Source organism: Sinobaca sp. SA16-1, assembly GCF_059510515.1.
This window is the reverse complement of record NZ_JCAKFL010000005.1, coordinates 204,870-231,322: the sequence shown is the minus strand read 5'-3', so window position 1 is coordinate 231,322 and position 26,453 is coordinate 204,870. Positions and strand designations below refer to the sequence as shown.

The following is a 26,453-nucleotide window of genomic DNA, read 5'->3' as shown; positions in this document are numbered from 1 at the left end:
ATAACGATTTGAAACAAACGTGCCGTTTCATTTACCTGCCCCTGGTATCGTTTTATTTTTTTACTGCTTTCACTGTGGAAAGAGCGGCTTTCATGTTTTCATAAATAATATTGCCTACGACAATTGTGTCTGCAAAAGCGGCCATTTCTGCGGCTTCCTCTTTCGTCCGGATGCCTCCCCCATAGAAAAAGCGGGCCTGCTCCAATGCTGCGGCGGTTTTTTTTACGGTTTCTACAGGGCCCAGTACTCCGCTGTACTCAAGATAAAAGACGGGAATGCGGAACAGCTTGTCTGCAAGCTGTGCATAGGCCAGAATATCTTCCTCGTCCAGGCTGTTATTTACGCCGGTGCGTCTGGCTGCTTTCGAATCCGGATTGGCGATACAGTACCCTTCCATAATCATCTCTTCCCATTGTATCAGAGGACCGAGTGCTTTAAGCGCTTCGTGATGGGCTCCGGTGATCCACTTCGGGTCACCTGCATTCAGCACGCTCGGAATGAGGTAATAATCAAATCCCGGCGTTACTGCCTCGAGTTCTGATATCTCCAGGGCACACGCGACCGAATACCTGCGGATTCTGGCCAGAAGATCGAGCGTGTTATCAAGCGTCACACCGTCGGTTCCGCCTACGATGACTGCATCCGTTCCCGATTCACAAAGCTTTTCCAAATTTTCGTCCGATATTTCTTTAGCGGGATCTAATTTAAACACATGCTGCCATTCTGTATATAAAAGCATTTCTGCTCCTCCAAATTCACGCTTCAAAGTAATAAGTCTCAGCCATTAATTATACCAAAACCAAACGCATATTCCTAAGATAATTTCACCCGCCGCTGCAGAGAAAGCCTTATCATTTACCGCTTTTCTCTTTCCGGCGGCTTTTAGTCCCAGGAGCTTTGCGTGCAAAGCCGAATGTTCGACACGTTTGTGTTCCTGCTTTATACTTTTTTCGTTCTATGTAAAAATAAATACCTGAAAGGAGCCGCTTATGTTCACATGCCAAAATGTACAGTATAAAGATATCCTGCAAATAGACAGCCTTACGATAGAGAGCGGTGCCATCACCTGTATTGTCGGAGAAAGCGGCAGTGGAAAGTCTACTTTTTTAATGCTTCTTAACCGTATGATCGAAGCCGACCGCGGGGAGATCTCTTACAATGGAAACCTCCTTTCTTCGCTTGATCCGGTTATGCATAGGCGGGAAGTTGCGATGCTTCCCCAGCACCCGGTTTTATTTGGGGAAACGATACGTGATAATGTTAACGCCGGCCGACGGTTTGCCGGCAAACCATCCGCTGAAGATGAAGCCATTAAACTAATTATGAGCGATTTTTACTTATCTAAAGACCTGGAAACCGAAGCGGAAACTCTTTCCGGAGGAGAAAAGCAGCGGCTCGCGCTCGTAAGGGCTGCTGTATTGGACAGCCCGGTTCTCCTGCTCGATGAGCCGACTTCTGCTCTCGATGACAATCTCGAGCATGAAGTGATGGATCGTTTTGTCAGCTGGGCCCGCCAGCATCAGAAAACCATTATTTTTGTTACCCACTCCCGTTCTATCGGTGAAACATTTTCTGATACGTTAATCGACTTTAATCAATATACGCTGCAGGGAGGTGCGCTCAATGGATGACGGCATGATAAGCCTGACCATTTACCAGCTTCTCGCAGCCTATGTGTTTATTATTCTGCTGCTTGTTATCGTACGCATTCGAAAAATACCGCGTGATAAAGAGATTCTTATCGCTACGCTGCGCATGACCATTCAGCTCCTTATTGTAGGCTATGTGCTCATGTATTTATTTGAGAACCCGCACCCTCTTTTCACTATTGGTGTCGTATTATTCATGACGGCTTTTGCTATTCATAACGTTCATAAAAGAGTTCGCGGCACATTGAATAAAGAGCTGAAAAAAGCAGTGGCTGTCTCTATCAGCGTCGGCACATTGACCAGCCTGGTTTACTTTAACTTTATTGTCATCCAGTTTTCTCCCTGGTATGACCCGCGCTACACGATTCCTATTGCCGGAATGATTATCGGCAATTCCATGACCGGCGTGACACTAGGGGTGCAGACGCTTCTGGACAATATGAAAAACCAGCGCCGGCAGGTAGAAGCCGCGCTTATGCTTGGGGCCGATCCAAAAGAGGCCAGCCGGGAAATTGTGAATCAGTCGTTTGATTCCTCCATCCTTCCGACCATTAATTCCATGGTGGGAATGGGTATCGTTTTTCTTCCCGGCATGATGACCGGCCAGATTTTAGCAGGCGCCGATCCGGTCACTGCGATTGAATACCAGATTGCGATTCTGCTCGGCATTACCGGAGCCGTTGCGCTTACCGTTATTATCTTTGCCCGGATGGGGTACAAAGTATTTTTCACGGAAAACAGCCAGCTGAAATAGAAAAAAATCTCCCGTTTCTGCGGGAGATTTTTTTAACCAGTGTATATATCCGCTCTTGGATAACGGACGTTTGATTTTTCCGTTCTTGCCAGGGCAAAAACGATGGTAAGCGGGCCGATTCGGCCGAAAAACATCAGCAGCATCAGAATATATTTGCCCGGCTCCGTCAGCTCATAGGTCAGCCCCATCGAAAGCCCAACGGTACCAAACGCTGAGAACACTTCGAATACGATCACTAAAAACGGCGCCTGTTCTGTGAGCGTTAATAAAAACAGAGCGGTAAATACAAGCATCAGGCTCGTCACCGTAATAATAAACGAGCGGGCAATAACGGCCTGGGGAATCGAGCGCTTAAACAGGACCGGCTCTTCATCCCCTTTAAAAAAAGTAATCATCGCCCAGATGATAACGACAAAGGTGGTTAATTTAATGCCGGAAGCGGTTGAGGCGCTTCCTCCCCCTATAAACATCAATAAAGACATTAATAAAGCCGTTCCTGGTTCTATCTGCGTGATGTCGATCGAGTTAAATCCAGCCGTTCTCGGTGTAACCGCCTGGAAATACGAAGCCCATATTTTATCGCCGAGTGATAAAGAAGCCATCGTGCCGGGATTATTTGTTTCCAGCAGAAAAATGATGACCGCAGCAGACGCGTTTACGATCAACGTGCCAATGATCATGATTTTGGAGTGAACCTGCAGCGACTTGAACCGTTTGTTTTCTATTACGTCATACAGCACGGTAAATCCAATACCGCCTGTAATAAACAGGCCGGTAATAATAACGTTGACGAGCGGGTCCCCAACGTATTTGGTAAGGCCGTCCGACCATAGGGAAAAGCCGGCATTGTTAAATGCAGAGATAGAATGAAACAAACTCGCAAATAAGCCGTACCGCCATCCATACTCAGGCACCCAGTCAATCGCCAGAAGGGCTGCAGCGAGCGCTTCCATGCTGACTGAAAAAATAAACAGCACTTTCACGAGCTTAACGATGCCGCCAATGGACGTTTGATTAAAGGACTGCTGAATGCGCAGCCTTTCCTTCAGTCCAATCTTTCTACCAAGCAGAATAACAATCATCATCGCAACCGTTAACAGCCCGAGCCCGCCTATTTTTATTAAAATCATAATAATTACCTGGCCGAAAGTGGTATACACGGTTCCCGTATCCACCACAATCAGACCGGTCACCGTCGTAGCGGAGACAGCTGTAAATAGAGCGTCCGTAAAGCTTACCGGTTCAACCGCGGATACTGGAAGCAGCAAAAGCAGCGTGCCTGCCGCAATAGCCGCCAGAAAACTCAACGCTAATATCTGCGGCGGTGTCATATTAATTTTATGGCGGTGCATATACGATGCCATAAGGCAGCCTCTCTCTTCGTCTCATGCTTTCTATTTGAAAGATGTGTCAATTGTATACATATTAAAGACCCATTCACTATAAATGTAAATGGGTCTTTATGACTATATAAAATAAGCAGCTGCGTGCTGCCAAAGCTTTTTTAATGCTATTAAATCTGAAGAGAGGATCCGCATATGAATAATATTATATTCCGGCTTTGTTACGGCAGCGCGCGTTCCTTCCGGAATCGACAGATAACGTTGGAACGTTTCTGCCTCTATCTTTTCTGCCACCGCCCCAGCGGCCCAGAATGATGCATAGTAGTCGCTCCCATCCAACACGCCTATATGATGGGGATGACAAACATCCGGCTCCAGACGCAGGCGGTCCAGGCATTTAAGTTCCTGGTCCATCCATAGAGTAAAAGAAGTATCCAGCTTCTGATACTGCCAGGCTTCCCGGCGTTCCCGCCGTCCCGGGGTTAGTATCTCCCCCCAGATTATTGAGGCCTTCTCGTCCATCTTTACTATGGTCCGGCTTGTAAAGGACGCATCTTTATACGGAATTAATGTGTCCGGCTGCAGAATGAGAACGGCTCCCTTTTCTATATTCACCGAAAATTCCTGAATCGTATCCTGCGCTTTCGTCTGCGGGTATACTTTTACCGCTGACTGGGGAATCAGCGTCACCTCCGCGTCTTCTTCCAAATAAATGCGGTAGATGTACGTATCACCCGACACCATTCCGCCGGAAGTCTCCACTAAGTAGGCCACCGCCCGTTCCGGGCTGTCCGGATAAAGCATCCGGCTTACCTTGAGCGGCGGCGACTGATAGGCATCTTTTAAAATCGTGCGTCCTGATTTACGTGAAAACCGAAGATCCAGCTCTCCCTGAAGAGCCAGGCTTGTCTCAGGCCCCACTTTTCACTTCAGCATCAAGCTTGACGTCTTCGAGCAGCAGCGAATGGCGGATCCAGGAAATAACCCCATCCAGGCCCGATCCATCTTTTTGGTTAGCAAAGACGAAAGGTCTTTTGCCTCTGGCATTGCGTGCATCCTGTTCCATCATCTCAAGGTCCACCCCGACGTAGGGAGCCAGGTCTTTTTTATTGATAACGAGAAAATCCGAACGCGCTACGCCCGGTCCACCTTTACGGGGGATGTCCTGGCCTTCCGCTACATCTGTTACGTAAATAAACCCGTCTACAAGCTCCGGACTGAACGTCGCTGATAAGTTATCACCACCGCTTTCAACAAAAATGATATCCAGACCGGGAAATGATTCATTCAGTTCATCAATGGCTGCGAAGTTCATGGAAGCATCTTCACGGATAGCCGTATGCGGGCATCCGCCCGTTTCTACGCCGATGATGCGCTCTTCCGGAAGCACGCCGTTTTTTGCTAAAAACTGGGCATCTTCTTTTGTGTAAATATCGTTGGTAATAACGGCTATATAGTAATCTTTATGCATTCTTCTTGTCAGTTGTTCGATTAAAGCTGTTTTGCCGGATCCCACAGGACCCGCCACTCCAATACGTACTGGACTCATTTCTGAACCTCTCCTTTATTATGAGCTGAATAAGCGTACTTTAATATGTTCGTGTTCCATGGAAGCAAGTTCTATGCCAACCGCCTGATTTCTTACATCTGCAAGCGACAGCTCTTCTACTGCTGCAGCTGCTTTTATGACGGAAGGAAGAAGCGCGGAAATCGTCCGCATGCCGCTTTTCTGTCCCAGAGGAACTGCCCGGACGGCATTGTGTACGAGCGATGTCGTGGTTGAATACAAAAATCCCGTTACGGCTTCCTTTGTGCCAATATTTGTCTGCAGCATATAGAGGGCGTAGACGACACTGTAGTGACGTCTCAGCTGATGAGATTCCATCGTTCTTTTTAGTTCATCGGCCGCCGCCTGCCCTTCTATAGATTCCACCGTCTGCAGAAACTGGCTGCCCATGCGCAGGCTTGCTTCTTTTGTTTCTCTTGCGATTTTCACAGCGTGTGCAACGGCTCCGGCATAAGCAAGGCTTTCCCCGGTGCCGTTCATAATTTCCTGAACGATAATGGCATCACCGTAGACGACATTTTCAAACAAGTAGGATTCACAGAACGCAAGAAGCTCACCGCCGTTTGTAATCCAGTCTGCCTGAATATAGGTTTCCATCCCAAACGACTGCGTATACGATCCAATCGGAAACGCACTGTCATGAAGCTGCATCAGCTTCAAAAAATCAATGTGCATGCGCGTGGCCTTTATATTTGAACGGACGGTCAATCCGTCTCTGCTCCAGCTTATAGGCAACTCCTGTATCTTTAAAAATCGTTTCCAGTGTGCTGTCGTACCTTACGGTTATATTATCGTCTTCTACGAGGCAGGGCGTATGACGGTTGCCCAGTTCAAAAGCAACCTTTCCCATTTCCGTCATTGAAGCCGGCGTGATGACATATACATCTTCCAGCGTGGTGCGGACGGCAATCTGCAGATTCTCGTCTTCATACAGCAGGCCTCCCGTTTCCAGATGCTCACCCGCCTCCAGGGAAATAGAGATATCCCGTCCGGCGGCAGTATCTTTTCTTAAAATACGTTTAGCCAGCTCTTCCCACTCTACTTCCAGCCAGTCCACTTCTTTGGAAGAAGCATCTTTTTCATTAAATCGTCCAGCCATTTTTGTGATTTTCATAACAGGTCTCTCCTCTTTTTAAAATAAAAAATACCGCTGGGCCATCGCCACTTCTTTCAAGGGCTCGCACGTCAGCAAGACGCCGTCGGCCTTTACTTCATAGGTTTCCGGATCGATTTCAATGTTCGGCATTTTATCGTTGGCTTTCATATCCTGTTTGCCGATCGTGCGGCAGTTTTTTACATAGGAGATATTCTTCTGGAGGCTGAGTTTTTCTCCTATTCCATCATCATAGGCCGCCTTTGATACAAATGTCAGACAGGAAGAATACAGGGCACGGCCAAAGCTTGCAAACATAGGGCGTTGAAAGACGGGCTGCGGCGTAGGAATAGACGCATTCGGATCTCCCATCTGAGCGTGGGCGATATGTCCGCCTTTAATGATGATTTCCGGTTTGACTCCGAAAAAAGCCGGGTCCCATAACACAAGATCCGCCCACTTTCCCGGTTCCACCGATCCTACTTCATGGCTGATACCATGGGCTACGGCCGGGTTAATCGTGTATTTGGCTACATAGCGCTTTGCACGCTCATTGTCATTTCCCTGCGCTTTGTCTTCTGCTATAAAGCCAAACTGCTTTTTCATTTTATCTGCCGTCTGCCATGTCCGGATAACTACTTCCCCAACCCGCCCCATTGCCTGGGAATCGGAGGATATAATGCTCAGGGCTCCCATATCATGCAGAATATCTTCTGCAGCAATCGTTTCCGGCCGGATCCGGGAGTCAGCAAAAGCTACATCCTCCGGGGAGTTATGATCCAGATGATGACACACCATCAGCATATCCAAATGTTCATCTATTGTATTGTGGGTGAACGGCCGCGTCGGGTTGGTTGAAGAAGGAAGCACATTCGGGTATCCTGCAATTTTCATAATATCCGGAGCGTGGCCTCCGCCCGCACCTTCCGTGTGATACGTATGAATCACGCGTCCTGCAATTGCATGGATCGTATCTTCTACAAATCCCGCTTCATTCAGCGTATCTGTATGTATTGCTACCTGCACATCCATATCATCCGCTACGCGAAGCGCAGCATCAATCGCAGCCGGCGTTGTTCCCCAGTCTTCATGAAGCTTCAGGCCGATCGCCCCGGCTCTTACCTGTTCTTCAAGCGGCTCCAGGGAAGCTCCATTTCCTTTGCCCAGAAAGCCCAGATTAACCGGAAACCCTTCAGCTGCTTCCAGCATCCGGTGAATGTTCCACTCACCCGGCGTGCAGGTCGTCGCTTTCGTACCTGTCGCAGGACCGGTGCCTCCACCAAGCATGGTAGTAACACCCGAAGAGATCGCTACATCAATCTGCTGGGGGCTGATAAAGTGAATGTGGGCATCAATTCCTCCCGCTGTAACGATCATTCCTTCAGCGGCAATCACTTCTGTAGAAGCCCCTGCTGTCAGCTCCGGATGGACGCCGTCCATTATATCCGGATTCCCGCTTTTTCCGATGGCTTTAATACGACCGTCTTTTACGCCGATATCAGCTTTGTAAATACCGGTATAATCGACAATCAGCGCGTTTGTAATTAATAAATCCACGACTCCCTGGTTCCGAACAGCCCGAGAGCTCTGCCCCATTCCTTCCCGAAGAACTTTGCCCCCTCCGAATTTTGCTTCTTCTCCATAAATCGTATGATCCTTTTCCACTTCTATCCAAAGATCGGTATCTGCGAGCCTGACCTGGTCCCCTGTTGTCGGGCCGTACAGTCCGGCATAGCTTTTTCTTGAAATATCCATTACCGCTCTCCTCCAAACCCTTTTTTCTCTGCAGCTGCCGCCAGCTGTCCCGGCTGATTCACGGCGCCGTTTGTCAGTCCGTTAAGCCCGTAAACCTCTTTTCGTCCGCCGATTTCCACAAGTTCCACTTCATGTTCTTCGCCCGGTTCGAACCGGACAGCTGAGCCGGAGGAAATGTTAAGCCGCATACCAACAGCCAGTTCTCTATCAAAAAACAGGTTGCGATTCACTTCAAAAAAATGAAAATGCGACCCAACCTGTATAGGACGGTCGCCTTGATTGGCTACGCGGATCGCTGCTGTGCGCCGGTTTTCATTAATCGTGACCGGTTCTGTTTTCAATTTATATTCTCCAGGAATCATAACAACGTCCTCCTTTTCTTATTGGATAGGCTGATGAACGGTCACAAGCTTTACTCCATCTGGAAATGTTGCTTCAATTTGTACATTGTCGATCATTTCGGGAATACCCTCCATCACTTCTTCAGCAGTAAGCACATGCTTGCCTTCCTGCATAAGCTGGGCTACCGTCTTTCCTTCTCTTGCGCCCTCCATTAAAAAAGAGCTTAAAATAGCCATGGCTTCCGGATAATTAAGCTTCAGCCCTTTTTCCCTGCGCTGCTTGGCGAGTTCAGATGCCATAAAAATAAGCAGCTTCTCTTGTTCAGTTGGCGTCAATTTCATTTTGTCACGTCCTTGGACTATTTTCAGAATCATAAGACTTTCTTATACGTCGATATTATACCTATCATCACATGTGAACTTCAAGCTGTATGTAAGATTATTTAACATCCTTTATATAGGAGAAACTGTTCATGAATTTTTCTTCTTTTGTGCAACCTGCCTAAATAAATTCTGTGTGATGTAATCTGACAATGACCTCCAAACCCCCTCGTATATATGCTACTTTTACAAACATACATGTTAAGGGGGTTTACATAGAATGTTATATTTTCCCAAAAAGACAGCACTTGCTCTCAGCATGGCCGCTTTATTAACAGCCGCCGGATGCTCCGGCGAAGATGAAGCTGCTGTAGAAGATAGTACCGCAAGCGGGGAAGCCGGCACCTCTACTGAGGCGGATCCCGAGGAAGAAGCAGTGGAAGTTGACGAGGATCAGATTCCGGTAGGCATTCTTCATTCCTTAAGTGGAACAATGGCGATGAGTGAATCGTCGGTTCGCGACTCCGAATTGCTCGCTATTGAAGAAATTAACGAAGCCGGCGGCGTCCTCGGTAAAGAACTCGTCCCGGTTGTGGAAGACGGTGCGTCCGACTGGCCGACATTTGCAGAACGTGCGTCCAAACTGCTTCAGCAGGATGACGTTCCCGTTATATTCGGCGGCTGGACATCGGCCAGCAGAAAGGCGATGCTGCCGGTCGTCGAAAATAACAACGGACTGTTATTTTATCCGGTCCAGTATGAAGGAATGGAATCTTCCCCGAACATATTTTATGCGGGCGCCGCTCCCAATCAGCAGATCACTCCTGCGATTGACTGGCTGATGGAAAATAAAGGCGATGATATCTTTCTGCTTGGCTCGGACTATGTATTTCCACGTATTGCCAACCAGGCCGTCATATCCCAGGTGGATGATGCCGGCGGGACGATCGTAAGTGAGCAGTACACGCCGCTCGGCCATACAGACTACAATACGATTATTTCCCGCATTAAAGAAGAAGAGCCTGATGTTATTTTCAACACATTAAACGGGGACAGCAACGTTGCTTTTTTTAAACAGCTGTATGATGCCGGTATTACATCGGAGGATATTCCGGTATTGAGCGTCTCGGTAGCGGAAGAGGAAATTCAGGGGATCGGCGCCGACGTGCTTGAAGGGCACTACGCCAGCTGGAACTATTACCAGAGCACCGACACCCCGGAAAATGAAGCCTTTGTAGAGTCTTTCAAAGACACCTACGGAGACTCCCGGGTAACGGGGGATCCGATAGAAGCGGGATATTTCATGGTTCATCTCTGGGCGAAAGCCGTAGAGGAAGCCGGGACAACAGATGTGGACGCGGTCCGGGAAGCAGCCGATGGTATCACTTTTGATGCTCCCGGCGGTCCAGTTGAAATTAATGGAGACAATCAGCACGTAAGCAAAACGGTACGGATTGGCGAAGTACAGACGGACGGCCAGTTTGAAGAAGTCTGGAATTCCGGCGACCCGGTAGTGCCGGATCCTTATCTGGAAGAATATGATTGGGCAGCCGGTTTAAGCGACGTGCTCACCGACGAATAAAAGGAGGACTCACTGTGGAAGGTATTATTTCTCAGCTGTTCAACGGCATCAGTCTCGGGTCTATCCTGCTGCTGATCGCCCTTGGTCTGGCTATTACATTTGGTTTAATGAACGTTATTAATATGGCACACGGTGAACTGATTATGATTGGCGCCTACGCCACGTTTGTGGTGCAGAGCCTGTTTATCGATTACCTGCCTGAATCTATGTTTAACTGGTATTTTGTTTTAGCGATTCCGGCTGCGTTTTTGACGGCGGCTCTTATCGGCTGGCTCCTCGAATGGACGGTCATCCGTCATTTATACGGCAGGCCTCTTGACAGCCTGCTTGCCACATTTGGCGCCGGCCTTATTCTGCAGCAGGCCGCCCGCTCTATTTTCGGCGCTCCCAATGTTGGCGTGCAGAGCCCGGCCCTGCTATCCGGGGCTGTGGAAATCTTTTCAATCAGTTTTCCTAAATCACGGATTTTCATTATCCTGCTTGTGAGCGCCTGCGTTCTGTTTATGTTTTATTACTTTTACAAAACATCCAACGGCAGAAGAATCCGTGCTGTTATGCAGAACCGCGATATGGCTTCAAGCGTCGGTATTTCTACACGCCAGGTCGACTCTACTACGTTTGCTCTTGGGGCGGGATTTGCCGGCATCGCCGGGATGGCCCTTACCTTAATCGGCCCGATCGGCCCGACATTGGGTACAGCTTACATCATTGATGCATTTATGGTCGTCGTAGTCGGAGGCGTCGGAATGCTTCTCGGCACCGTCATCGCCGCTCTCGGTATCGGGGTATTTAATACCGGCTTTGAATACTTTACGAATGCGTCGATGGGACGCGTGCTGTTATTTGTGATTATTATCTTATTTCTGCAGTGGCGCCCGAATGGTTTATTCAACCTTAGGACCCGCAAGCTTGATTAATACAAGAACGGAGGGAAGACATGGGATTATCGAAATGGATTGGGACTAAGCAGGGCATCTTTGCCGTACTGCTTCTCCTATTGGCAGTACTGCCTTTTATACTTAATGATTTTCATACAAATCTGCTGGGCCGCTACCTGGCTTTTGCGATACTCGTCATCGGCCTGGACCTTGTCTGGGGCTATACCGGTATATTAAGCCTTGGTCACGGCATTTTCTTTGGACTTGGCGCCTACATTATGGCGGTTTACGTCACGATTGAGTCAGCCGGCGGTGCGCTCCCTGACTTTATGATGTGGAGCGGGATGACCGAGCTGCCTTTCCTTTGGGAACTGCTCTCCAATCCTGTGGCAGCTATTCTTCTCGGGGTACTCGTACCAATGGCTATTGCCTCGCTGCTTGGATTCTTTACGTTCCGCAACCGGATAAAAGGCGTATACTTCACTATCCTGACGCAGGCACTTGTACTCGTGACCGTCACGCTTATTGTCAGCCAGCAGCGCTACACCGGTGGATCGGACGGACTGAGCAGCTTACACACAATTTTTGGATTTTCTTTGTCCAATCCACAGACTCAGCTGTTTCTATACTTTCTTACCCTCGTTGTGCTGGCAGCCGTCTTTTACTTCTGCTTCAAGCTCGTAAACAGCCGGTTTGGGAAAGTGCTGATCGCGATACGGGACGGGGAAAACCGCCTCCGCTTTTCCGGTTACAACACAGCGTATTACAAAATGGTTGTGTTCACTCTATCCGCTGGAATTGCCGGACTTGCCGGCATGCTGTTCGTGCTGCAGATCCGCATCATTACGCCGACGATGATTGATATTATTCCATCGATTGAGATGGCCCTATGGGTTGCCATCGGCGGACGCGGTACGCTGCTCGGCCCTGTATTCGGCGCTATTCTAGCAAATGTCGGAACTACATTTTTCAGTGAAACGTATCCGGAGCTGTGGACATACTTTATCGGCCTTGTCTTCATTGTCGTTATCGTATTCCTGCCCGGAGGCCTGATGTCGATTGGAAATAAACTAAAAAGAAAACGGAGGTTATCTGATCATGAAAAAGCAGAACAGCAGGCAGGAGCAACCACTGACAAGCATTCTTAAATGCCAGGATGTCCTCGTGAAATTTGGTGATTTCACCGCATTGAACCGCTTTTCATTCGGTATGGCCGATAAAGAAATCCACTTTCTTATCGGACCAAATGGTGCTGGAAAAACTACGTTTCTTGATGTCCTCTGCGGACTGACAAAAATGAGCGATGGCATCATTACTTTTCAGAAAAACTATGCACTCGAAGATAAAAAAGAATACGAAATTGCCAGAAAAGGAATCGGGCGGAAGTTTCAGGCCCCTTCCATCTTCCCTCACCTTACCGTGCAGGAAAACCTCGAAGTCGCCATGAAACAGGAGAAAGGCGTATTCTCGATGCTTCGCGCCAAAATGAAAAAAATGGAAAAAGAAAAGATAGACCGTCAGCTCGAAATTATCGGCCTGGCCGGCAAACGCGATATCCTCGCGGGCGGTTTATCTCACGGCCAGAAACAGTGGCTCGAAATAGGGATGGTGATGATGCAGGAGCCGGAACTGCTTCTGCTCGATGAGCCGATCGCCGGCATGACCGAAGAAGAGGAAGAAAAAACAGGCAGCCTTCTCCGGGAACTAAAGCAGGACTGCTCTCTTATTGTCGTAGAACATGATATGGATTTTGTCCGTGAGTATGCCGAAAAGGTAACCGTCATGCATGAAGGCACCCTCCTCAGTGAGGGCACGATGGAGCAGATCCAGCAAAACGATAAAGTACGGGAAGTTTACCTCGGCAGCAAAGGAGCCGATGCTCATGCTTAGTGTGGAAAGCATCGATGCCGCCTACGACGAGAGCACCGTTCTGCGCGGCGTCTCTATTCAAGCAGATAAAAACCAGGTGATCTGTATTCTCGGCCGCAACGGTGTTGGCAAATCAACGCTTATTAAATCGATTATGGGTGTGCTTAAAGTCCAGGAAGGCCGGTTAACATTTAACGATAAAGACATTACAAAAACCGTGCCCGCCAAGCGTGCCCGGGCCGGCATGAGCTACGTTCCGCAGGGCCGTGAGATCTTTTCAAGCCTGACCGTAGAAGAAAACCTGCTGCTCGGACTCGAAGCAAACCCAAACAAAAAAACGACTATATTTGAAACCATTTACAGCTACTTCCCTGTACTCAAAGAAATGAAAAACCGTAAAGGCGGTGATTTAAGCGGCGGTCAGCAGCAGCAGCTCGCTATCGGCCGTGCGCTTGCAGCCGAACCTTCCCTTCTTCTGCTTGATGAACCGGCGGAGGGCATTCAGCCCAACATTGTAGAAGACATTCAGCAGGTGATTATCGACTTAAAGCAGAACACGGAAACGGCGATGATTCTCGTCGAGCAGAATATTGAATTTGCCCGTGCTGTCGGCGACTACTTCTATGTAATGGACCGGGGCCGCATTATGTTTGAAGGACCTGAGCTCATCCAGGAAGAACTTGAAGAGTATCTCAGTATTTGAAAAAGCGCAAAAGAGATTCCCGAAAACTATCGGGAATCTCTTTTGCGCTGCGGATAATAATAAAAAACTATTTTCAATATACCGATATATGGCCGTCTGCACGGGATTCCGTACCCCCGATGTACACTCCGCTTTCCGAATCCTTCCAGATAACCTGCCCACGTCCAAAGGCGGTTTCATCCATTGTTTTTCGAATATGATGCCCTTTTCGTTCCAGCGCCTGGGCAATATGGTCGGGAAACAACGGTTCAATTTCAATCGTTTTCTTTTCCGACCATCTCCACCTCGGTGCATCCAACGCTGCCTGCGGGTTAAGGCCGAAATCAATGGTGCTCGTCAAGACCTGCAGATGCCCCTGAGGCTGCATAAATCCTCCCATGACGCCAAAGGCTCCTGCTGCCCGGCCGTCCTTAGTCAAAAAGCCGGGAATAATCGTATGATAGGTTCGTTTAGCGGGCCCTGCTGCATTTACTGCGTGTTCATCCATACTGAAATTACACCCTCTATTCTGCAGGTTAATCCCCGTTCCCGGAACGACAAGCCCGGAGCCAAAATCCATATAGTTGCTTTGAATATAGGACACCATATTTCCTTCTTTATCGGCAGCCGCTAAATACACAGTTCCTCCCTTTTGCGGTTTCCCCGGTTTCGGCAGCATCGCTTCTTCACCGATAGCTTCTCTGCGTTCTGCTGCGTACTCTTTAGACAGCAGCTCCTCCACCGTTACGTTCATGTCTTTCGGATCTGTAATATAGTGCAGGCCGTCTGTATAGCCGAGTTTCATCGCTTCCATCAATACGTGATAGGTATCCGGCGATTCTTTTTCCTTCAGCTCCATCTCTTCGAGAATATTCAGCGCCAGAAGAGTGTTTAAGCCATGGCCATTCGGAGGAATTTCCCAAACATCATAGCCTTTGTAGGAAACAGAAATAGGATCCACCCAGTCTGCCTGAAAAGCACTCAGATCTTCTTCTGCGATTAATCCTCCGTACTGTTTTGAAAACGCATCTATCTTCCCGGCCAGCTCCCCTTTATAAAAAGACGCAGCTTTCGTTGCGGCAATATCACGAAGCGTGCGGCCATGATCAGGAAAAGTCCATATGTCTCCTGCCTGCGGGGCGCGCCCGTTTTTCGTGAAAATGCGGAACCATTCCTCAAATTCGGCCCCTTTTAATGTGTCGCTGAATAACTGCACCCCGCGCTTCCAATACTTTGCGACTGCCGCACTGACGGGAAATCCTTCTTCTGCCAGCTTTACTGCCGGAGCCAGCACCTCTTTAAGCGGCAGTACACCAAACGCTTCAGAAAGCTCCGCCCAGGCGCCGGGCGCCCCCGGAACTGTCACTGGAATAAACCCATGGTCCGGCACGTCTGTCAGCCCTTTTTCTTTCAGCTTTTCGAATGTAAAAGCTTTAGGAGACCGCCCGCTCGCATTTAACCCGTACAGTTTTTCCTTCATCCAGACAAGAGCAAAAGCATCCCCGCCTATCCCGTTGGATGTTGGCTCTACTACCGTAAGAGCAGCAGCAGCGGCAATCGCCGCGTCTACGGCATTCCCTCCCTTTTCAAGCATCTGCCGGCCGCAGTCAGCAGCCTGCGGCTGGGATGCGGCTACCATTCCGTTTTTTGCGTATACCGGAAGTCTTGCCGTCCGGTAAGGCTGGTACAGTTCATCAAATGTCATCATGCAAATCCTCCTTTTATGATTCAGGCTGAATCCATTTTCCAATGCCTGTGACCGGCTGGGCCGGTGCCGGAAAAATGGTGTTTCCTCCAAGAATAGTCTGTTCAATCGATGCAGAAAAAGTCATGCCTTCATAGGCACTGTGTTTGTTTTTCATATACATGTTTTCCTTCGTAACGGTGTAGCCTTTATTCATGTTGACGAGCACGAGATCCGCTTCTTTTCCTTCTTTAATTTCTCCTTTCCGGCCAGCAAGGCCGAAGCGTTCCGCAGGAGCAGCTGCCAGCCACTGCGCGACCTGCGGGAGTTCTATATTGTGGACCGCCGCCAGTTCCAGGACGGCCAGAAACGTATACTGCCCCCCGCTGATCCCGCCCCAGGCCGCAAACATGTCGTCTGTAGCCTTCATGTCAGCAGGACACGGAGAATGATCAGAGGAGATCATATCAATTTTTCCCTCAAGCAGCACCTGAATCAATTTCTGCTGCTGGATTTTGGAACGAAGCGGCGGTGCGCATTTAGCTTCCGCTCCTTTTTCAGCGAGCGTTTCTTCTGTAAACAATAAATAATGCGGACATGTCTCCAGAGTCACATCCACTCCTTCCTGCCTCGCCTTCTGTATGTTTTCTACCGCTTCCGCTGTGCTGATATGCACAAAATGAAGCGGACAGTTTGTTACTTTGGCGTAGGAAACAGCCCGGTTCACCGCTTCAATTTCCGCTTCTTCCGGCCGGCTTTTAGAAAAAGAAGCCGCGTCTGTCTGCTCTTTGTACCGCTTCTCCAGCCCGTTTACAATCGCTGCACTTTCGGAATGCAGAGCCAGCAGCCTGCCTGTCGGAGCAATCCTCTGCATGCCTTCAAATAGTACAGCGTCATCGGAGCGCTCAAATTCTTTATTTCCTGTAGGGGACATAAACGCTTTAAAACCGATGACACCGGCAGCTGCCAGCGCTTCCAGTTCGTCTTCATTGCCAGGAACAAGTCCTCCCCACAAGCCGAAATCCGCCGCAGACTTCAGTCTGCCTCTTGCCGCCTTTTCCTGGAGCACCTCTACAGAAATAGTGGAAGGTATTCCGTTCAGCGGCATGTCGAAATATGTAGTCATTCCACCGGCGGCCATCATCGCCGCCCCTGTTTCAAAACCTTCCCAATGCTCGCGCCCGGGTTCGCTGAAGTGGGCATGCACATCAATACCTCCTGGAAAGACGTGAAGTCCCTGCGCATCGACTTCAGAAACGGCTTTGTTTTTAATAGCGGGATGTATTTTTTCAATGAGCCCGTTCTTTATTGCAATATCTGCGGTGACGACCGTATCGTGCATCACAATCTCTCCCCGGCGGATGATTACATCATAATTGTCCATCAACTATCTCTCCTCTTGTGTTTTTATGTAAGCTTTCTTCACAATGATTGTATATGGCTTTCATTTTACTGGTATTATGACAATTAATCATTAGCATTTCCGGCAATTTCTTTCCCTATTATTGGATATAGTAACTAAATCAGCATATATAGAATAGAAAGGACGATACAGCATGAAAATAAAACATCTATTCCAGACTCCGCTGCTTAAAGAAGCCTTCATTCTTGCCGGTCGGAACGGACAGGACCGCCCCATTACCAATGTCAGTATGATGGACGCCCCCGACATCGGGGACTACTTGAATGAGCATGACCTGCTCGTAACGACCGCCTATCATTTTAAAGATGATTCGTCGCTGCTTACCGATCTTATTCAACATATGAACGACAAAGGCTGCGCAGGCATCGGCATTAAGACAAAGCGCTTTCTTCATGAAGTGCCGCAGGAAGCTGTAGCACTTGCCGATGCGCTTGACTTTCCGATTATTGATCTGCCGGCCCACATCAGTCTGAGCACCATTGCAGCTCACCTTCTCAGCAGTATGCTCGACACACGGACGACCGAACTGCAAAAAGCCATATCCGCCCATCAAACATTTACCCGCCATATAATCAGCGGCAAAGACCTGCAGAGCCTCATCATAAGTGTGGCGGCTACTGTGAACCAGCCTGTGTTTATGCTCGACCATCATGCCAGACTCGTCTCAGCCTCCGAGTCGATGCCGGATGTTATTGAGTCCTTTACTGCCCTGTACAAAATGAATTATCTGTTTTTCCTGGAGAACACGACCCATACCACTTTTTCCCTGCTTGCTTCTCCCTATACACAGATTACACTGTTTCCTATTTATACTCATGAATCCACGTGCAGTTACCTTGCCGTTGCTGGAAAAACGGACAGCTTCAGCAGTGAACTTGTCCTCACCATGGAACAGGCGGCCAACGTTATTGCTTTTGAACGTCTAAAGGAAAATGCCCTGAAACAGCACCAGCAGAAAGCCAGAAATGAGTTTTTTATCAATTACTTGGAAAGTGCTTTTTCAACAAAGGAAGAAATCATTAACCGGGCTAAGGAATTTAACCTTCCGAATGAAGAGAAGTATATCTGTATCGTGGGAAAAGTTGACCGGCAGGAAAAATGGAGAAGCTTTACCCAGTCCCAGCTCGAAACGAGCGCGGTTTTTGATTTTATTCAAGGAGAACTTCCCGGATTTCCGTTTCCTCCCCACTTGTTTATAAAAGGCGAAATGCTTATTATTCTGCTTCAGGCCGATGAACATACCGGCGATGTAGTGCCTGCCATCACAAGCGTTCTCAAGTCTCTTCAGCAGGAAACAAAAAACTATTTTCAGCGGACAATATCATTTGGCATCAGCAATATTACCCATCAGTTTCTTGATGTTGATACCGCTTTCCGCGAAGCAAGAGATGCTCTTCAGACCGGTCAGCTGTCCGGTGTCCTTGAATCCGTGCAGGCATACCAGACGAAAGATGTAGCAGAGCTGCTCCGTGTGATTCCTGTAGAAGACTTAAAAGAATTTTATATTCATACGATGCAGCAGCTCGGTCAGGCCGGTAACGATGACCCCACCCTGCTTTACACGCTGGCTGTGTATTTAGAGACCCACTGCCATATTTCCGAGACTGCCAAGCGCCTCTATGTTCACCGTAACACCGTTATCTACCGGCTGGAGAAATGCGAAGAATTAATTGGCAAAAGTCTGAAAGACCCGGAAATCACCCTGCGGCTCCGCCTTGCTCTTCGTATTAGAGCGTCTCTGTCCATGGTCGATTAAATAGAAAATCATCTACACTATTTTCGTTTTATTTAGAGAAACAGCGCATTATTTTTAAACTATTCAGTTATCTCACCCAATGACTTACCCGCCTTTATCCATTACGATAACACTACATCAAAAACGGCCGGGGCGGCAGACTGTACTGCATAAGGAGGCAGAGTCATGAGGTATACCCTTCAGGAACTAAACGACATGACAGAAAGCAGATTCACTGATGCGTTAAAAGATGTGTATGAACATTCGCCCTGGGTAGCTGAGAGAGCTTCTGCCCATCGCCCTTTTTTCAGCCGGAATGATCTTCACAGCGCTATGGTGCAGCAGGTTAAAAAAGCTTCACTTGAAGCCCAGACGACTCTTATCTGCGCCCATCCGGTACTCGGAACATCCAAACCAATGAGCAGCGCTTCTGTCTCAGAACAGAATGGCGCCGGCCTCCAGAGCTTAACCGAGGAAGAACAGCATCGTCTTGATGAATTAAATACCCTCTACATGGCACGGTTTGAGTTCCCCTTTATTTATGCCGTTAAAAATAAAACCAAGCGGGATATTTATCATTCCCTGGCAGAACGGGTTGATCTGACAAAAGAAGAAGAAAGGGACCGGGCACTGGAGGAAATTTTTAAAATTGCCAGCTTCCGCCTCGAAGGCCTTCTCACGGAGGAAAAAGAAAGCCGCCCATTTTCCTGAATCCATTTTGCTTGTAAAAAGGAGGCTCTTACCTATGGCACTCACCACTCATATTCTTGATATCGCCCACGGCCGTCCGGCAGCTTCCGTTCAGGTGCAGCTGTTTTCTATTGATACTGCAGGCACCCGTGTTCTGCTCCGGGAAGACCGGACCAACGAAGATGGCAGATTCGACACCCCGCTGCTCCCATCCAAGGAGCTCAAAACCGGTGAATACGAAATGCTGTTTTATATCGGGGATTATTTTGCTTCCATCGAACAAAGTCCGGCCGAAGAACCCCGCTTTTTACAGCACGTCAACATAAGATTCGGCATATCTGCGCCGGAGGAGCATTATCATATCCCGCTGCTTATTTCTCTCTGGGGCTACCAGACCTACCGGGGCAGCTGAGACGTTACCATCCAAGAAAGAGAGGAACATACGTGAAGAACTGCTTTTCATTTGATACACTACATACTACATACCGGAAAGAGAGCATTGCCGGTGGCCGTACCGGTTTTACGTCTGTTGTGACAGCAGGGGCCCTGTTCTTTTTCCCTCTTTTAGCCGTAGTGACAGAAGGAGTAACCGCCGCTTCATTGAGTGGAGGGAGGAATCGCTGTGCCCGCTTTTCTAACCATTGTTGCGATGCCCCTTACCTACAGCATTGCGACAGGCATTACCTTTGGCTTTATCTTTTATCCCATGCACTGTCAATTGATGATGGCAGCCGGTAAAGCTGTTTATATTCAGGCTTTGTAACAACAAAAAAAAGCGCCGTAAAGGCGCGTTTGCTGAAAAGCATTCCCCGTTTGTTTACTGAAGAGAACCGGCGATCGTATCTATATTATGTCGGAACATGCCTTCATAGGTTCCCTCTTCCGTTCCTTCTTCTCCCATTGCATCTGAATAAAGTTCTCCGCCTATTTCCACTTCATGACCCTGCTGGGCCGCCCCTTCAATAATGGCATTAATCGAGCGGTCGGATACACTGGATTCTACAAAAACAGCATTTATTTCCCGGTCGACAAGCAGGTTCACAATATTGTCCACATCACGCACGCTGTACTCCGAATCCGTGCTCAGCCCCTGCAGTCCTTCTACTTCCATGTTGTAAGCATTGCCAAAATAGCCGAAGGCATCGTGGGCGGTAACGAGCACCCTGCTTTCTTCCGGTATCGTATTCAGCTCTTCTTCCGCATACGTATCAAGCTCCGTCAGCATAGCTTTGTATGCTTCGCCCTGCTCTTCATACAAATCGCTGTTTTCTTCATTCAGCGAAGACAGCTCTTCTGTTACAGCATCCGCCGTATATCCCCACATCTCCGGGTCAAACCAGACGTGCGGATCCGTTGAATCACTGTCTGCTTCGGTCTGCAGCATGTCCTCCGGAATATTTTCTGCTACAGGAACAGCACTTGTTTCGTCTCCTACATTATCAAATACTTCCTGCATATTTCCTTCCAGATTCAATCCATTATAGAAAATAATATCAGCATTTGCCAATTTCCCTATGTCTTCCTGAGTCGGCTGGTACAGGTGGGGATCCACGCCGGGTCCCATTAACGTTTCCACTTCTACGTATTCTCCGCCGATATCATTAACCATATCGCCTACCTGGGAAGTAGTCGCAAGCACCTGCAGCGGCTCGTCTTCACTTACCGCTTCGTTATCGCCGGTTCCGCAGGCAGATAGTATTCCCACTAATGCTGCCATTCCAATTACGACTCCTGTTTTTTTCATCTTGCTTCCCCCTTGAATTTGCCTATGGGCAAATTTTATAGTAAAAAAAATATTATTTAGTTTAAGTCTAAAATGTTTCCCTAAGGAAAGAATAGACTATTTTTTATTTTTCGTCAATTATATTCCTGATTTTTTCAAACAAAAAAGCCCCTATTAGGGACTGTCACTTGATCCTTCGAAAGCAAGGCTGTCGGCTGCCTTTTGGACAGCCCTTATAATACTGGCATAGCCTGTACAGCGGCAGAGATTGCCTGCCAATGCCTCTTGAATGTCTTCCACGGATGGATCGCTGTTTTTGTCCAACAATGCTTTAGCCGCAACAATCATGCCGGGCGTACAGTAGCCGCATTGAAACCCGCCTTCTGTTAAAAAGGCTTTTTGAATCGGATCCATTGCCTCTTTTGATCCAATTCCTTCTATCGTTGTTATGCTGCTCCCCTCTACCTGGCAGGGCATAACCAGGCAGGCATTCATCAGCTCTCCATCTACGAGGATCGAACAGGCACCGCACCGGCCAATGCCACAGGAAAGTTTCGTGCCTGTCTGCTGCAGATCGTCTCTAAGTACATCCACCATTCTTTCGACTGGATTTCCATTGTACGTTACTTGTTCCTGATTCACTTGAAAACGAATGGTTTTTTTCGTTGTGCTGTTATGCGCGGATTTCATCTGCATTCTCCTCTCGGCCCAGCTTCATCAATAGTTCTCTTGAAACCGGAATACTGGTGATATGAGTGCCGATCGCTTGAAACACGGCTTCTGCAATCGCGGGAGCCACAGCTACCGTTCCGATTTCCCCTACGCCGCGCGGGCCGTACTTGTCTTGTTCGTATAAATCTTCAATCGCCTCCACCGCCATTACTGCCGGTACATCCTGAATCGTTGGAATCATGTACGTATCCAGATTGTCGGTGTCATACCGGCCGTATGTCATAGCAGCATCTTCCATTAAACTGTAGCCGACAGACATAACACCTCCGCCTTCTATCTGGCCTCTGTACCCTTTTGGATTTACGACGGGACCGGCCGCTGCCGCATGCTGCAGACCAATCACCTTGACCCTGCCAAGACGTATATCAAGTTCTATTTCCGCCACCACAGCACCAAACGTATATAAAAAATGCCCGGAGTCAATTTCGTCCGGCGTCACCGGAAAATCGAAGGTTGTCTGCACTTCCAGCATTTTTTCTGGAAACGCCTCGAAAAGCTCCCGGTAAGATACGGCCTGTTCTCTTGTTTCCAGTAGATACACTCCGCCTTTTCCTGTATAAAACCCCTCCGTGCTTTTCCCAAGTACAGCTGCGGCCCGTTCAAAAAGCCGCTTCTGAAACAAAGGCTTCAGCCGCTGGATGGCATGATAGACCATGCTTGTACCGCGCGAAGCCGTCGTCGAACCGGAAACCGGCACTTTTTCTGTGTCTCCTATCAGAAAGCAGACGTCTTCCCGACTGCATTCAAACGCCTGAACAAGTGTATTTTCAATAACCGCTACAATGCCCTGGCCGCATTCTTCAAATCCAAAAACACCTTCTATTTTCCCTTCCTCATTCAGACGGATCATGCCTCCGGAAGGATCGAGACGCCCGTATCCAAGTCCTCCGCCATGCATGGCCACAGCTGTACCGAGCCCGCGCTTGATATACTTTGCGGCCGGCGGCTTTTCTGCCAGTTCCGTCTGTTTTTCTTTTCTAATACGCTCCGCGGCCTCCAGTACTAACAGCCCGCCGTTTGTCGGCGCAATCCGGTGGCCGAGCGGTCCCGGTGATTCATGCTTTCTCATATTGACTGCCTGGAAATCGTGCAGATCCATGTTAAGTGCAGCCGCCAGCCGGCTGACCTGTCCTTCGAGCGCAAAGGTAACCTGATTTCCACCGAAGCCGCGGAACTCACCAGCTACACCGTTATTAGTGTAGATCGATAACCCTTTTGTCCGGACATGCTCAATATCATACGGTCCGGACGCATGTTCTACTGCAAATTCCAGAACAGCCGGTCCTAATGTGGCATAGGCTCCGGTATCTGCCTCAATATACGTCTCGTGGGCGATAAGCTTTCCTTTTTTGTCCACTCCCGTTTTCATTTTAATTTTCATTGCATGGCGTTTAATTCCAGCACGGACCGATTCTTTCCGGCTGTTATGGATTTGAACCGGCTTTCCCGTTTTCAGTGCGAGCAGTGCCGCATAAGGCTGTACGTTCAACTCATCTTTTCCGCCGAACGAACCTCCTATTGGACTCGATACGATGCGGATACGCTCTTCTTCCATCTGCAGAATTCTGGAGAGTTGAAACCGGTCCTTGAGCCCGTGCTGGGTACCCATGTAAACCGTAATCCCACCGCCTGCTTCCGGGACGACCACCCCGCCTTCCGTTTCCATATAGGTGTGCATCTGCCGGGGTGTTTCATATGTTTCCTCTACGACGACTTCACAGGCAGCGAATGCACTGTCAGCATGCCCGCGCTGCTGCTCTGCCTGATGCAGAATATTTCCGTCTTTATGAAGCGCCGGTGCGTCCGGGGCCAGGCTTTTTTCCATCGTATCTATAATAGGCAGTTCCTCGTACTCGACGATGATCTTCTCCAGAGCTTCCTCCGCGGCTTCTTTCGATACGGCCGCAACGGCCGCGACTGCGTCTCCCATATAGCGGACTTTGTCTTCACAAAACACCGGCTGGTTCGGCATCACGATACCAAACCCATTTAAGCCGGGAACATCTGCCGCTGTAATAACGGCTTTTACGCCGGGAAAGGCTTCTGCTTCTTTTATTTGGATGTGTTTAATCAAAGCATGGGGAGAGCGGCTGCGAAGCACCCGGCCGTAAAGCATGCCTTCTATCCGACGGTCCGTTAAATATTTAAGCGTGCCTGTCACTTTCTCTATGCCGTCCGGCCGGATGTTTCCATCATTTTTCAGCGGCATGGGTTCTATCCTCCTCTTTCCAGATTTCCAATGCAGACTCCAGGATCATGCCGGCAGCCATTTTTCGATAGCCGGATGCTGCAAACACATCGGATACCGGGGCATATTCTTCCAGAATCATTTCGCAGACTGTTGTCACTGCCGAATGAGTCAGCGTCTGATTTTCCAGACAGGCTTCTGCGGCAGGCATCCGCTCCGGCGGCTGATCTCCACCGCCTACGGCAATTCTTACGTGTTTCAGACGCCCTGCCGGCGTCCGGTCCGCCGATGCCGCTACAGTCAGGATCGAAGGGCTGAACGTTTCCCGGCTCCCTACTTTTTCAAAAAAAGTAAGTGTTGGTGATGGGAGCGGAAGCTGAACAGCGAGCAGAAGAGCTGCCCGTTCCTGTGTCCGGTTCAGATAGTGGTCCAACGGCAGCACCTTCTCTCCATCTTCATCCATAAAACGAACCTTGGCATTTAACACGAGCAGTGATGCGGCTGCATCCCCTTTACGATAGCCGATGTTGCCTCCAAGGGTTCCCTGGTTTCTGATGGCAGGCGATCCAACAGCACCGGCCGCTCTGCATAATACTGGAACGTGCGCCTTTAAAATAGGATGATCGATACAATAACGAAGCAGTACATTGGCTCCGATAGACAGAAAATCTTCGCCATTTTCTCCCTGTCGTTGAAGCGTCTGCAGTTCCTCGAGCGCCTGCAGCATAATCATATACGATGGAAGCGGAGTACCTTTTTCCCGCTGCAGTTGAAACGTGGTGCCGCCCATCATAAAAGCGGCGTCCGCCCCATATGTTTCTTTCAGCTGCCAGGCCTCCTCTATTGTATGCGGAGTTAAAACGATACTGTTTGCACCAGCCATTGGTAATCTTCCTTTGTGTCTATGTCATAGAAAAGCGCCTCGTTTGCTGCAGAAAAAACAGTTCCCTGCAGGGAATTATCACCACGGAGACAAGATCGTGCTCCTTTATCTCCTTCAAGCTGTTTCAAACGGGAAAACAGCTGCTTTTGCAGCAGAAGCGGCGGCTGCAGGCGACCCATTGCGGCATAATCCTGGGAAGCATTTTCACAGGTGCTGATTAACTGATTGATTCTTTTTGCAGTAACAAACGGCTGATCTGCCAGCAGTATAACTACCGCATCTGCTCCCGCAGCTTCCGCTTCTTCTATACCGCGCCGCAGGGAATAGGCCTGGCCTTCCTCTGCCCGTCCGGCCACTACGGTTGTCCATCTTTCCCTCCAGGATCCCTGATAAAATAAGGGAGCAATCCACCGGGTATCCGTGCCGGGACGGGTCACAATAATTGTCGTATCGAGTTCCGATAAAAGTGCCTGCTTTAACGCAACACTGCCAAGTGACATGCTTCCTGCAGGCAGATGAAGCTTGTTTTCCTGCATTCGTCTGCTTTCGCCGGCAGCCAGATAAATACCTGTCACCTTTTCCACCTCGCTGCCTCCTTAACGGCAGACTGTTTGGACAACGGAATGATTTCCGCTAAAATACTGACCGCAATTTCTTCTGGTCCCTCTGCTTTAATGGAAAGACCGACAGGAGACGTAATCCACTCCGGAAGCGGTCGTCCGTTCTGCAGCCGTTCCGCCCTCGCTTTGGAACCGAGAATACCGAGATACATCGGACATTTTGGAATCAGATACTCGAGCAGCTCTTTGTCGTATTGAAAATGGTGGGTCATCAACAGCACAAAATCAGAAGGAGCAACCGGCACCTTTGCAGCCAGTTCTTCAGGAAATCCACAGTAGATCGCCTCTGCTGCCGGATGAATCTGTTTCCGGCATCTTTCCACGCGCCAATCAGCAACCGTTACGGAAAAGCCACTCATCGAAGCGATTTGCACAAGCGGTTCCACATCCGTACCAGCTCCAAATATAACCAGCCGCTGTTTAGGCTTGATAACCTGGACGTACATTATTTCTCCGGTGGAAGTGATAAAGCGCCCTTTCGTTTTCACAAGGGACACTTCTTCAGAAGAAACCAATGCCGTTTTCAGCCGGCTCTCTTTTTCCACACGCAGCACGACCGCTTCTTTCCCTTCTTTTAGAAGACCCTCGATTGTAAAAAGCCGGTGGATTTGTTCAGCCCGCAGAGGCTCCATATGAACGAAAACACTTCCATTACAGCCGGTGCCTTCTCCCCAGGACAGCGGATCATACCCGCGCATGTCGTATTCCACCGTCCGGTCTCCGTGCTCCCATACTTCTGTGACCCTGGCTGCAATGTCCTGCTCCAGGCAGCCGCCGCTTAATACTCCTGTCATCGCTCCCATGTGATCTACCAGCATGGTAGTGCCTTCTTTTCGATAAGCCGACCCTTCTACGTGAATAATTGTCGCCAGCATGGCAGGCTCGCCGTGATTCATATGACGCAGCGCCTGAATAATCCTATGCAGGTTTTCCATCTGATA

General features: G+C 48.9%; 27 protein-coding genes and 1 pseudogene. 11 read left to right on the top strand and 17 right to left on the bottom strand.

Going from position 1 to position 26,453, the window contains the following annotated elements; all coding sequences use genetic code 11:
• Positions 1 to 52: 52 nt before the first annotated feature.
• Positions 53 to 739 (bottom strand): heptaprenylglyceryl phosphate synthase, encoded by a 687-nt coding sequence (gene pcrB / locus AC5W2J_RS15205; protein WP_496060309.1) that lies wholly within the window; start codon positions 737 to 739, stop codon positions 53 to 55.
• Between the two features lie 250 nt (positions 740 to 989).
• Between pcrB and AC5W2J_RS15200 the strand changes: the two genes are divergently transcribed.
• A complete protein-coding gene (locus AC5W2J_RS15200; protein WP_496060308.1) occupies positions 990 to 1,631 on the top strand; it encodes an ABC transporter ATP-binding protein in 642 nt (213 codons plus the stop codon).
• Positions 1,624 to 2,403: an ABC transporter permease gene (locus AC5W2J_RS15195; RefSeq protein WP_496060307.1), complete on the top strand. Its 780-nt coding sequence runs from the start codon at positions 1,624 to 1,626 to the stop codon at positions 2,401 to 2,403. Before AC5W2J_RS15200 ends, AC5W2J_RS15195 begins: the two co-directional genes overlap by 8 nt.
• A gap of 32 nt (positions 2,404 to 2,435) precedes the next feature.
• Here AC5W2J_RS15195 and AC5W2J_RS15190 read toward each other — a convergent pair whose 3' ends face one another.
• From AC5W2J_RS15190 to ureA, 8 genes are all read right to left on the bottom strand, one after another.
• Positions 2,436 to 3,767: a TrkH family potassium uptake protein gene (locus tag AC5W2J_RS15190; RefSeq protein ID WP_496060306.1), complete on the bottom strand. Its 1,332-nt coding sequence runs from the start codon at positions 3,765 to 3,767 to the stop codon at positions 2,436 to 2,438.
• Between the two features lie 102 nt (positions 3,768 to 3,869).
• Complete coding sequence (locus tag AC5W2J_RS15185) at positions 3,870 to 4,667, bottom strand: urease accessory protein UreD (RefSeq protein WP_496060305.1); 798 nt, start codon at positions 4,665 to 4,667, stop codon at positions 3,870 to 3,872.
• Positions 4,657 to 5,295 (bottom strand): urease accessory protein UreG, encoded by a 639-nt coding sequence (gene ureG / locus AC5W2J_RS15180; RefSeq protein ID WP_496060304.1) that lies wholly within the window; start codon positions 5,293 to 5,295, stop codon positions 4,657 to 4,659. The genes AC5W2J_RS15185 and ureG overlap by 11 nt, the downstream gene beginning before the upstream one ends.
• 18 nt (positions 5,296 to 5,313) lie before the next feature.
• A complete protein-coding gene (locus AC5W2J_RS15175) occupies positions 5,314 to 5,988 on the bottom strand; it encodes an urease accessory protein UreF (protein ID WP_496060303.1) in 675 nt (224 codons plus the stop codon).
• Positions 5,978 to 6,427 carry an urease accessory protein UreE gene (locus AC5W2J_RS15170; protein WP_496060302.1) on the bottom strand — a complete coding sequence of 150 codons (450 nt, stop codon included), beginning with the start codon at positions 6,425 to 6,427 and terminating at the stop codon, positions 5,978 to 5,980. The genes AC5W2J_RS15175 and AC5W2J_RS15170 overlap by 11 nt, the downstream gene beginning before the upstream one ends.
• An 18-nt stretch (positions 6,428 to 6,445) precedes the next feature.
• Positions 6,446 to 8,161: an urease subunit alpha gene (gene ureC, locus AC5W2J_RS15165; protein WP_496060301.1), complete on the bottom strand. Its 1,716-nt coding sequence runs from the start codon at positions 8,159 to 8,161 to the stop codon at positions 6,446 to 6,448.
• Positions 8,161 to 8,523, bottom strand: a complete 363-nt coding sequence (gene ureB, locus AC5W2J_RS15160; RefSeq protein ID WP_496060300.1) for an urease subunit beta — start codon at positions 8,521 to 8,523, stop codon at positions 8,161 to 8,163. The genes ureC and ureB overlap by 1 nt, the downstream gene beginning before the upstream one ends.
• 18 nt (positions 8,524 to 8,541) lie before the next feature.
• A complete protein-coding gene (ureA, locus tag AC5W2J_RS15155) occupies positions 8,542 to 8,844 on the bottom strand; it encodes an urease subunit gamma (RefSeq protein WP_496060299.1) in 303 nt (100 codons plus the stop codon).
• Between the two features lie 259 nt (positions 8,845 to 9,103).
• Between ureA and urtA the strand changes: the two genes are divergently transcribed.
• The 5 genes from urtA to urtE are packed head-to-tail and all read left to right on the top strand — an operon-like array spanning position 9,104 to position 13,855.
• A complete protein-coding gene (gene urtA, locus AC5W2J_RS15150; RefSeq protein ID WP_496060298.1) occupies positions 9,104 to 10,405 on the top strand; it encodes an urea ABC transporter substrate-binding protein in 1,302 nt (433 codons plus the stop codon).
• Between the two features lie 14 nt (positions 10,406 to 10,419).
• Positions 10,420 to 11,322, top strand: a complete 903-nt coding sequence (gene urtB, locus AC5W2J_RS15145) for an urea ABC transporter permease subunit UrtB (RefSeq protein ID WP_496060297.1) — start codon at positions 10,420 to 10,422, stop codon at positions 11,320 to 11,322.
• A 20-nt stretch (positions 11,323 to 11,342) separates the two neighbouring features.
• Positions 11,343 to 12,431: an urea ABC transporter permease subunit UrtC gene (gene urtC, locus AC5W2J_RS15140; protein WP_496060296.1), complete on the top strand. Its 1,089-nt coding sequence runs from the start codon at positions 11,343 to 11,345 to the stop codon at positions 12,429 to 12,431.
• Positions 12,382 to 13,173 carry an urea ABC transporter ATP-binding protein UrtD gene (urtD, locus tag AC5W2J_RS15135; RefSeq protein ID WP_496060295.1) on the top strand — a complete coding sequence of 264 codons (792 nt, stop codon included), beginning with the start codon at positions 12,382 to 12,384 and terminating at the stop codon, positions 13,171 to 13,173. Before urtC ends, urtD begins: the two co-directional genes overlap by 50 nt.
• On the top strand, positions 13,166 to 13,855 hold the full coding sequence (gene urtE / locus AC5W2J_RS15130) for an urea ABC transporter ATP-binding subunit UrtE (RefSeq protein ID WP_496060294.1): 690 nt from the start codon (positions 13,166 to 13,168) through the stop codon (positions 13,853 to 13,855). The genes urtD and urtE overlap by 8 nt, the downstream gene beginning before the upstream one ends.
• Positions 13,856 to 13,928: 73 nt before the next feature.
• Here the strand turns inward: urtE and ggt are convergent, their stop codons facing one another.
• Together ggt and allB are read right to left on the bottom strand one after the other, a co-directional pair.
• Positions 13,929 to 15,539: a gamma-glutamyltransferase gene (ggt, locus tag AC5W2J_RS15125; RefSeq protein WP_496060489.1), complete on the bottom strand. Its 1,611-nt coding sequence runs from the start codon at positions 15,537 to 15,539 to the stop codon at positions 13,929 to 13,931.
• Between the two features lie 16 nt (positions 15,540 to 15,555).
• Positions 15,556 to 16,902: an allantoinase AllB gene (gene allB, locus AC5W2J_RS15120; protein ID WP_496060293.1), complete on the bottom strand. Its 1,347-nt coding sequence runs from the start codon at positions 16,900 to 16,902 to the stop codon at positions 15,556 to 15,558.
• A gap of 172 nt (positions 16,903 to 17,074) precedes the next feature.
• Here allB and AC5W2J_RS15115 point away from each other — a divergent pair, with 172 nt between their 5' ends.
• From AC5W2J_RS15115 to AC5W2J_RS15100, 4 genes and pseudogenes are all read left to right on the top strand, one after another.
• Entirely contained in the window at positions 17,075 to 18,697 is a 1,623-nt protein-coding gene (locus AC5W2J_RS15115) for a PucR family transcriptional regulator (protein WP_496060292.1), read from the top strand.
• A gap of 165 nt (positions 18,698 to 18,862) precedes the next feature.
• On the top strand, positions 18,863 to 19,387 hold the full coding sequence (uraD, locus tag AC5W2J_RS15110) for a 2-oxo-4-hydroxy-4-carboxy-5-ureidoimidazoline decarboxylase (RefSeq protein WP_496060291.1): 525 nt from the start codon (positions 18,863 to 18,865) through the stop codon (positions 19,385 to 19,387).
• 34 nt (positions 19,388 to 19,421) lie between these two features.
• Entirely contained in the window at positions 19,422 to 19,778 is a 357-nt protein-coding gene (uraH, locus tag AC5W2J_RS15105) for a hydroxyisourate hydrolase (protein WP_496060290.1), read from the top strand.
• Between the two features lie 89 nt (positions 19,779 to 19,867).
• Positions 19,868 to 20,129: pseudogene (locus AC5W2J_RS15100) on the top strand (NCS2 family permease); the annotation flags it as partial.
• Positions 20,130 to 20,183: 54 nt separating this feature from the next.
• On the opposite strand, the gene AC5W2J_RS15095 reads toward AC5W2J_RS15100, so the two are convergent.
• The 6 genes from AC5W2J_RS15095 to AC5W2J_RS15070 form a co-directional block, all read right to left on the bottom strand.
• Positions 20,184 to 21,110, bottom strand: a complete 927-nt coding sequence (locus tag AC5W2J_RS15095; RefSeq protein ID WP_496060289.1) for a metal ABC transporter solute-binding protein, Zn/Mn family — start codon at positions 21,108 to 21,110, stop codon at positions 20,184 to 20,186.
• A 153-nt stretch (positions 21,111 to 21,263) separates the two neighbouring features.
• The gene (locus AC5W2J_RS15090) at positions 21,264 to 21,779 is read right to left on the bottom strand and encodes a (2Fe-2S)-binding protein (protein WP_496060288.1); all 516 of its coding nucleotides are present in this window, start codon (positions 21,777 to 21,779) and stop codon (positions 21,264 to 21,266) included.
• Complete coding sequence (pucD, locus tag AC5W2J_RS15085) at positions 21,763 to 24,030, bottom strand: xanthine dehydrogenase subunit D (RefSeq protein WP_496060287.1); 2,268 nt, start codon at positions 24,028 to 24,030, stop codon at positions 21,763 to 21,765. The genes AC5W2J_RS15090 and pucD overlap by 17 nt, the downstream gene beginning before the upstream one ends.
• Positions 24,014 to 24,892: an FAD binding domain-containing protein gene (locus AC5W2J_RS15080; protein ID WP_496060286.1), complete on the bottom strand. Its 879-nt coding sequence runs from the start codon at positions 24,890 to 24,892 to the stop codon at positions 24,014 to 24,016. Before AC5W2J_RS15080 ends, pucD begins: the two co-directional genes overlap by 17 nt.
• On the bottom strand, positions 24,865 to 25,476 hold the full coding sequence (locus AC5W2J_RS15075; RefSeq protein WP_496060285.1) for a nucleotidyltransferase family protein: 612 nt from the start codon (positions 25,474 to 25,476) through the stop codon (positions 24,865 to 24,867). The genes AC5W2J_RS15080 and AC5W2J_RS15075 overlap by 28 nt, the downstream gene beginning before the upstream one ends.
• Positions 25,464 to 26,447, bottom strand: a complete 984-nt coding sequence (locus AC5W2J_RS15070) for an XdhC family protein (RefSeq protein WP_496060284.1) — start codon at positions 26,445 to 26,447, stop codon at positions 25,464 to 25,466. The genes AC5W2J_RS15075 and AC5W2J_RS15070 overlap by 13 nt, the downstream gene beginning before the upstream one ends.
• Positions 26,448 to 26,453: the final 6 nt, after the last annotated feature.

Coding starts and splice junctions, on each gene's coding strand:
- uraD (WP_496060291.1), top strand. CDS start 18,863: ATGAGGTATACCCTTCAGGAACTAAACGACATGACAGAAAGCAGATTC.
- urtD (WP_496060295.1), top strand. CDS start 12,382: ATGAAAAAGCAGAACAGCAGGCAGGAGCAACCACTGACAAGCATTCTT.
- ureB (WP_496060300.1), bottom strand. CDS start 8,523: ATGATTCCTGGAGAATATAAATTGAAAACAGAACCGGTCACGATTAAT.
- pucD (WP_496060287.1), bottom strand. CDS start 24,030: ATGCCGCTGAAAAATGATGGAAACATCCGGCCGGACGGCATAGAGAAA.
- urtA (WP_496060298.1), top strand. CDS start 9,104: ATGTTATATTTTCCCAAAAAGACAGCACTTGCTCTCAGCATGGCCGCT.
- allB (WP_496060293.1), bottom strand. CDS start 16,902: ATGGACAATTATGATGTAATCATCCGCCGGGGAGAGATTGTGATGCAC.
- ureA (WP_496060299.1), bottom strand. CDS start 8,844: ATGAAATTGACGCCAACTGAACAAGAGAAGCTGCTTATTTTTATGGCA.
- ureG (WP_496060304.1), bottom strand. CDS start 5,295: ATGAGTCCAGTACGTATTGGAGTGGCGGGTCCTGTGGGATCCGGCAAA.
- AC5W2J_RS15095 (WP_496060289.1), bottom strand. CDS start 21,110: ATGAAAAAAACAGGAGTCGTAATTGGAATGGCAGCATTAGTGGGAATA.
- uraH (WP_496060290.1), top strand. CDS start 19,422: ATGGCACTCACCACTCATATTCTTGATATCGCCCACGGCCGTCCGGCA.
- AC5W2J_RS15070 (WP_496060284.1), bottom strand. CDS start 26,447: ATGGAAAACCTGCATAGGATTATTCAGGCGCTGCGTCATATGAATCAC.
- AC5W2J_RS15190 (WP_496060306.1), bottom strand. CDS start 3,767: ATGGCATCGTATATGCACCGCCATAAAATTAATATGACACCGCCGCAG.
- urtE (WP_496060294.1), top strand. CDS start 13,166: ATGCTTAGTGTGGAAAGCATCGATGCCGCCTACGACGAGAGCACCGTT.
- AC5W2J_RS15115 (WP_496060292.1), top strand. CDS start 17,075: ATGAAAATAAAACATCTATTCCAGACTCCGCTGCTTAAAGAAGCCTTC.
- pcrB (WP_496060309.1), bottom strand. CDS start 739: ATGCTTTTATATACAGAATGGCAGCATGTGTTTAAATTAGATCCCGCT.
- ggt (WP_496060489.1), bottom strand. CDS start 15,539: ATGACATTTGATGAACTGTACCAGCCTTACCGGACGGCAAGACTTCCG.
- AC5W2J_RS15170 (WP_496060302.1), bottom strand. CDS start 6,427: ATGAAAATCACAAAAATGGCTGGACGATTTAATGAAAAAGATGCTTCT.
- AC5W2J_RS15090 (WP_496060288.1), bottom strand. CDS start 21,779: ATGAAATCCGCGCATAACAGCACAACGAAAAAAACCATTCGTTTTCAA.
- AC5W2J_RS15200 (WP_496060308.1), top strand. CDS start 990: ATGTTCACATGCCAAAATGTACAGTATAAAGATATCCTGCAAATAGAC.
- ureC (WP_496060301.1), bottom strand. CDS start 8,161: ATGGATATTTCAAGAAAAAGCTATGCCGGACTGTACGGCCCGACAACA.
- AC5W2J_RS15175 (WP_496060303.1), bottom strand. CDS start 5,988: ATGCACATTGATTTTTTGAAGCTGATGCAGCTTCATGACAGTGCGTTT.
- urtC (WP_496060296.1), top strand. CDS start 11,343: ATGGGATTATCGAAATGGATTGGGACTAAGCAGGGCATCTTTGCCGTA.
- AC5W2J_RS15080 (WP_496060286.1), bottom strand. CDS start 24,892: ATGGCTGGTGCAAACAGTATCGTTTTAACTCCGCATACAATAGAGGAG.
- AC5W2J_RS15195 (WP_496060307.1), top strand. CDS start 1,624: ATGGATGACGGCATGATAAGCCTGACCATTTACCAGCTTCTCGCAGCC.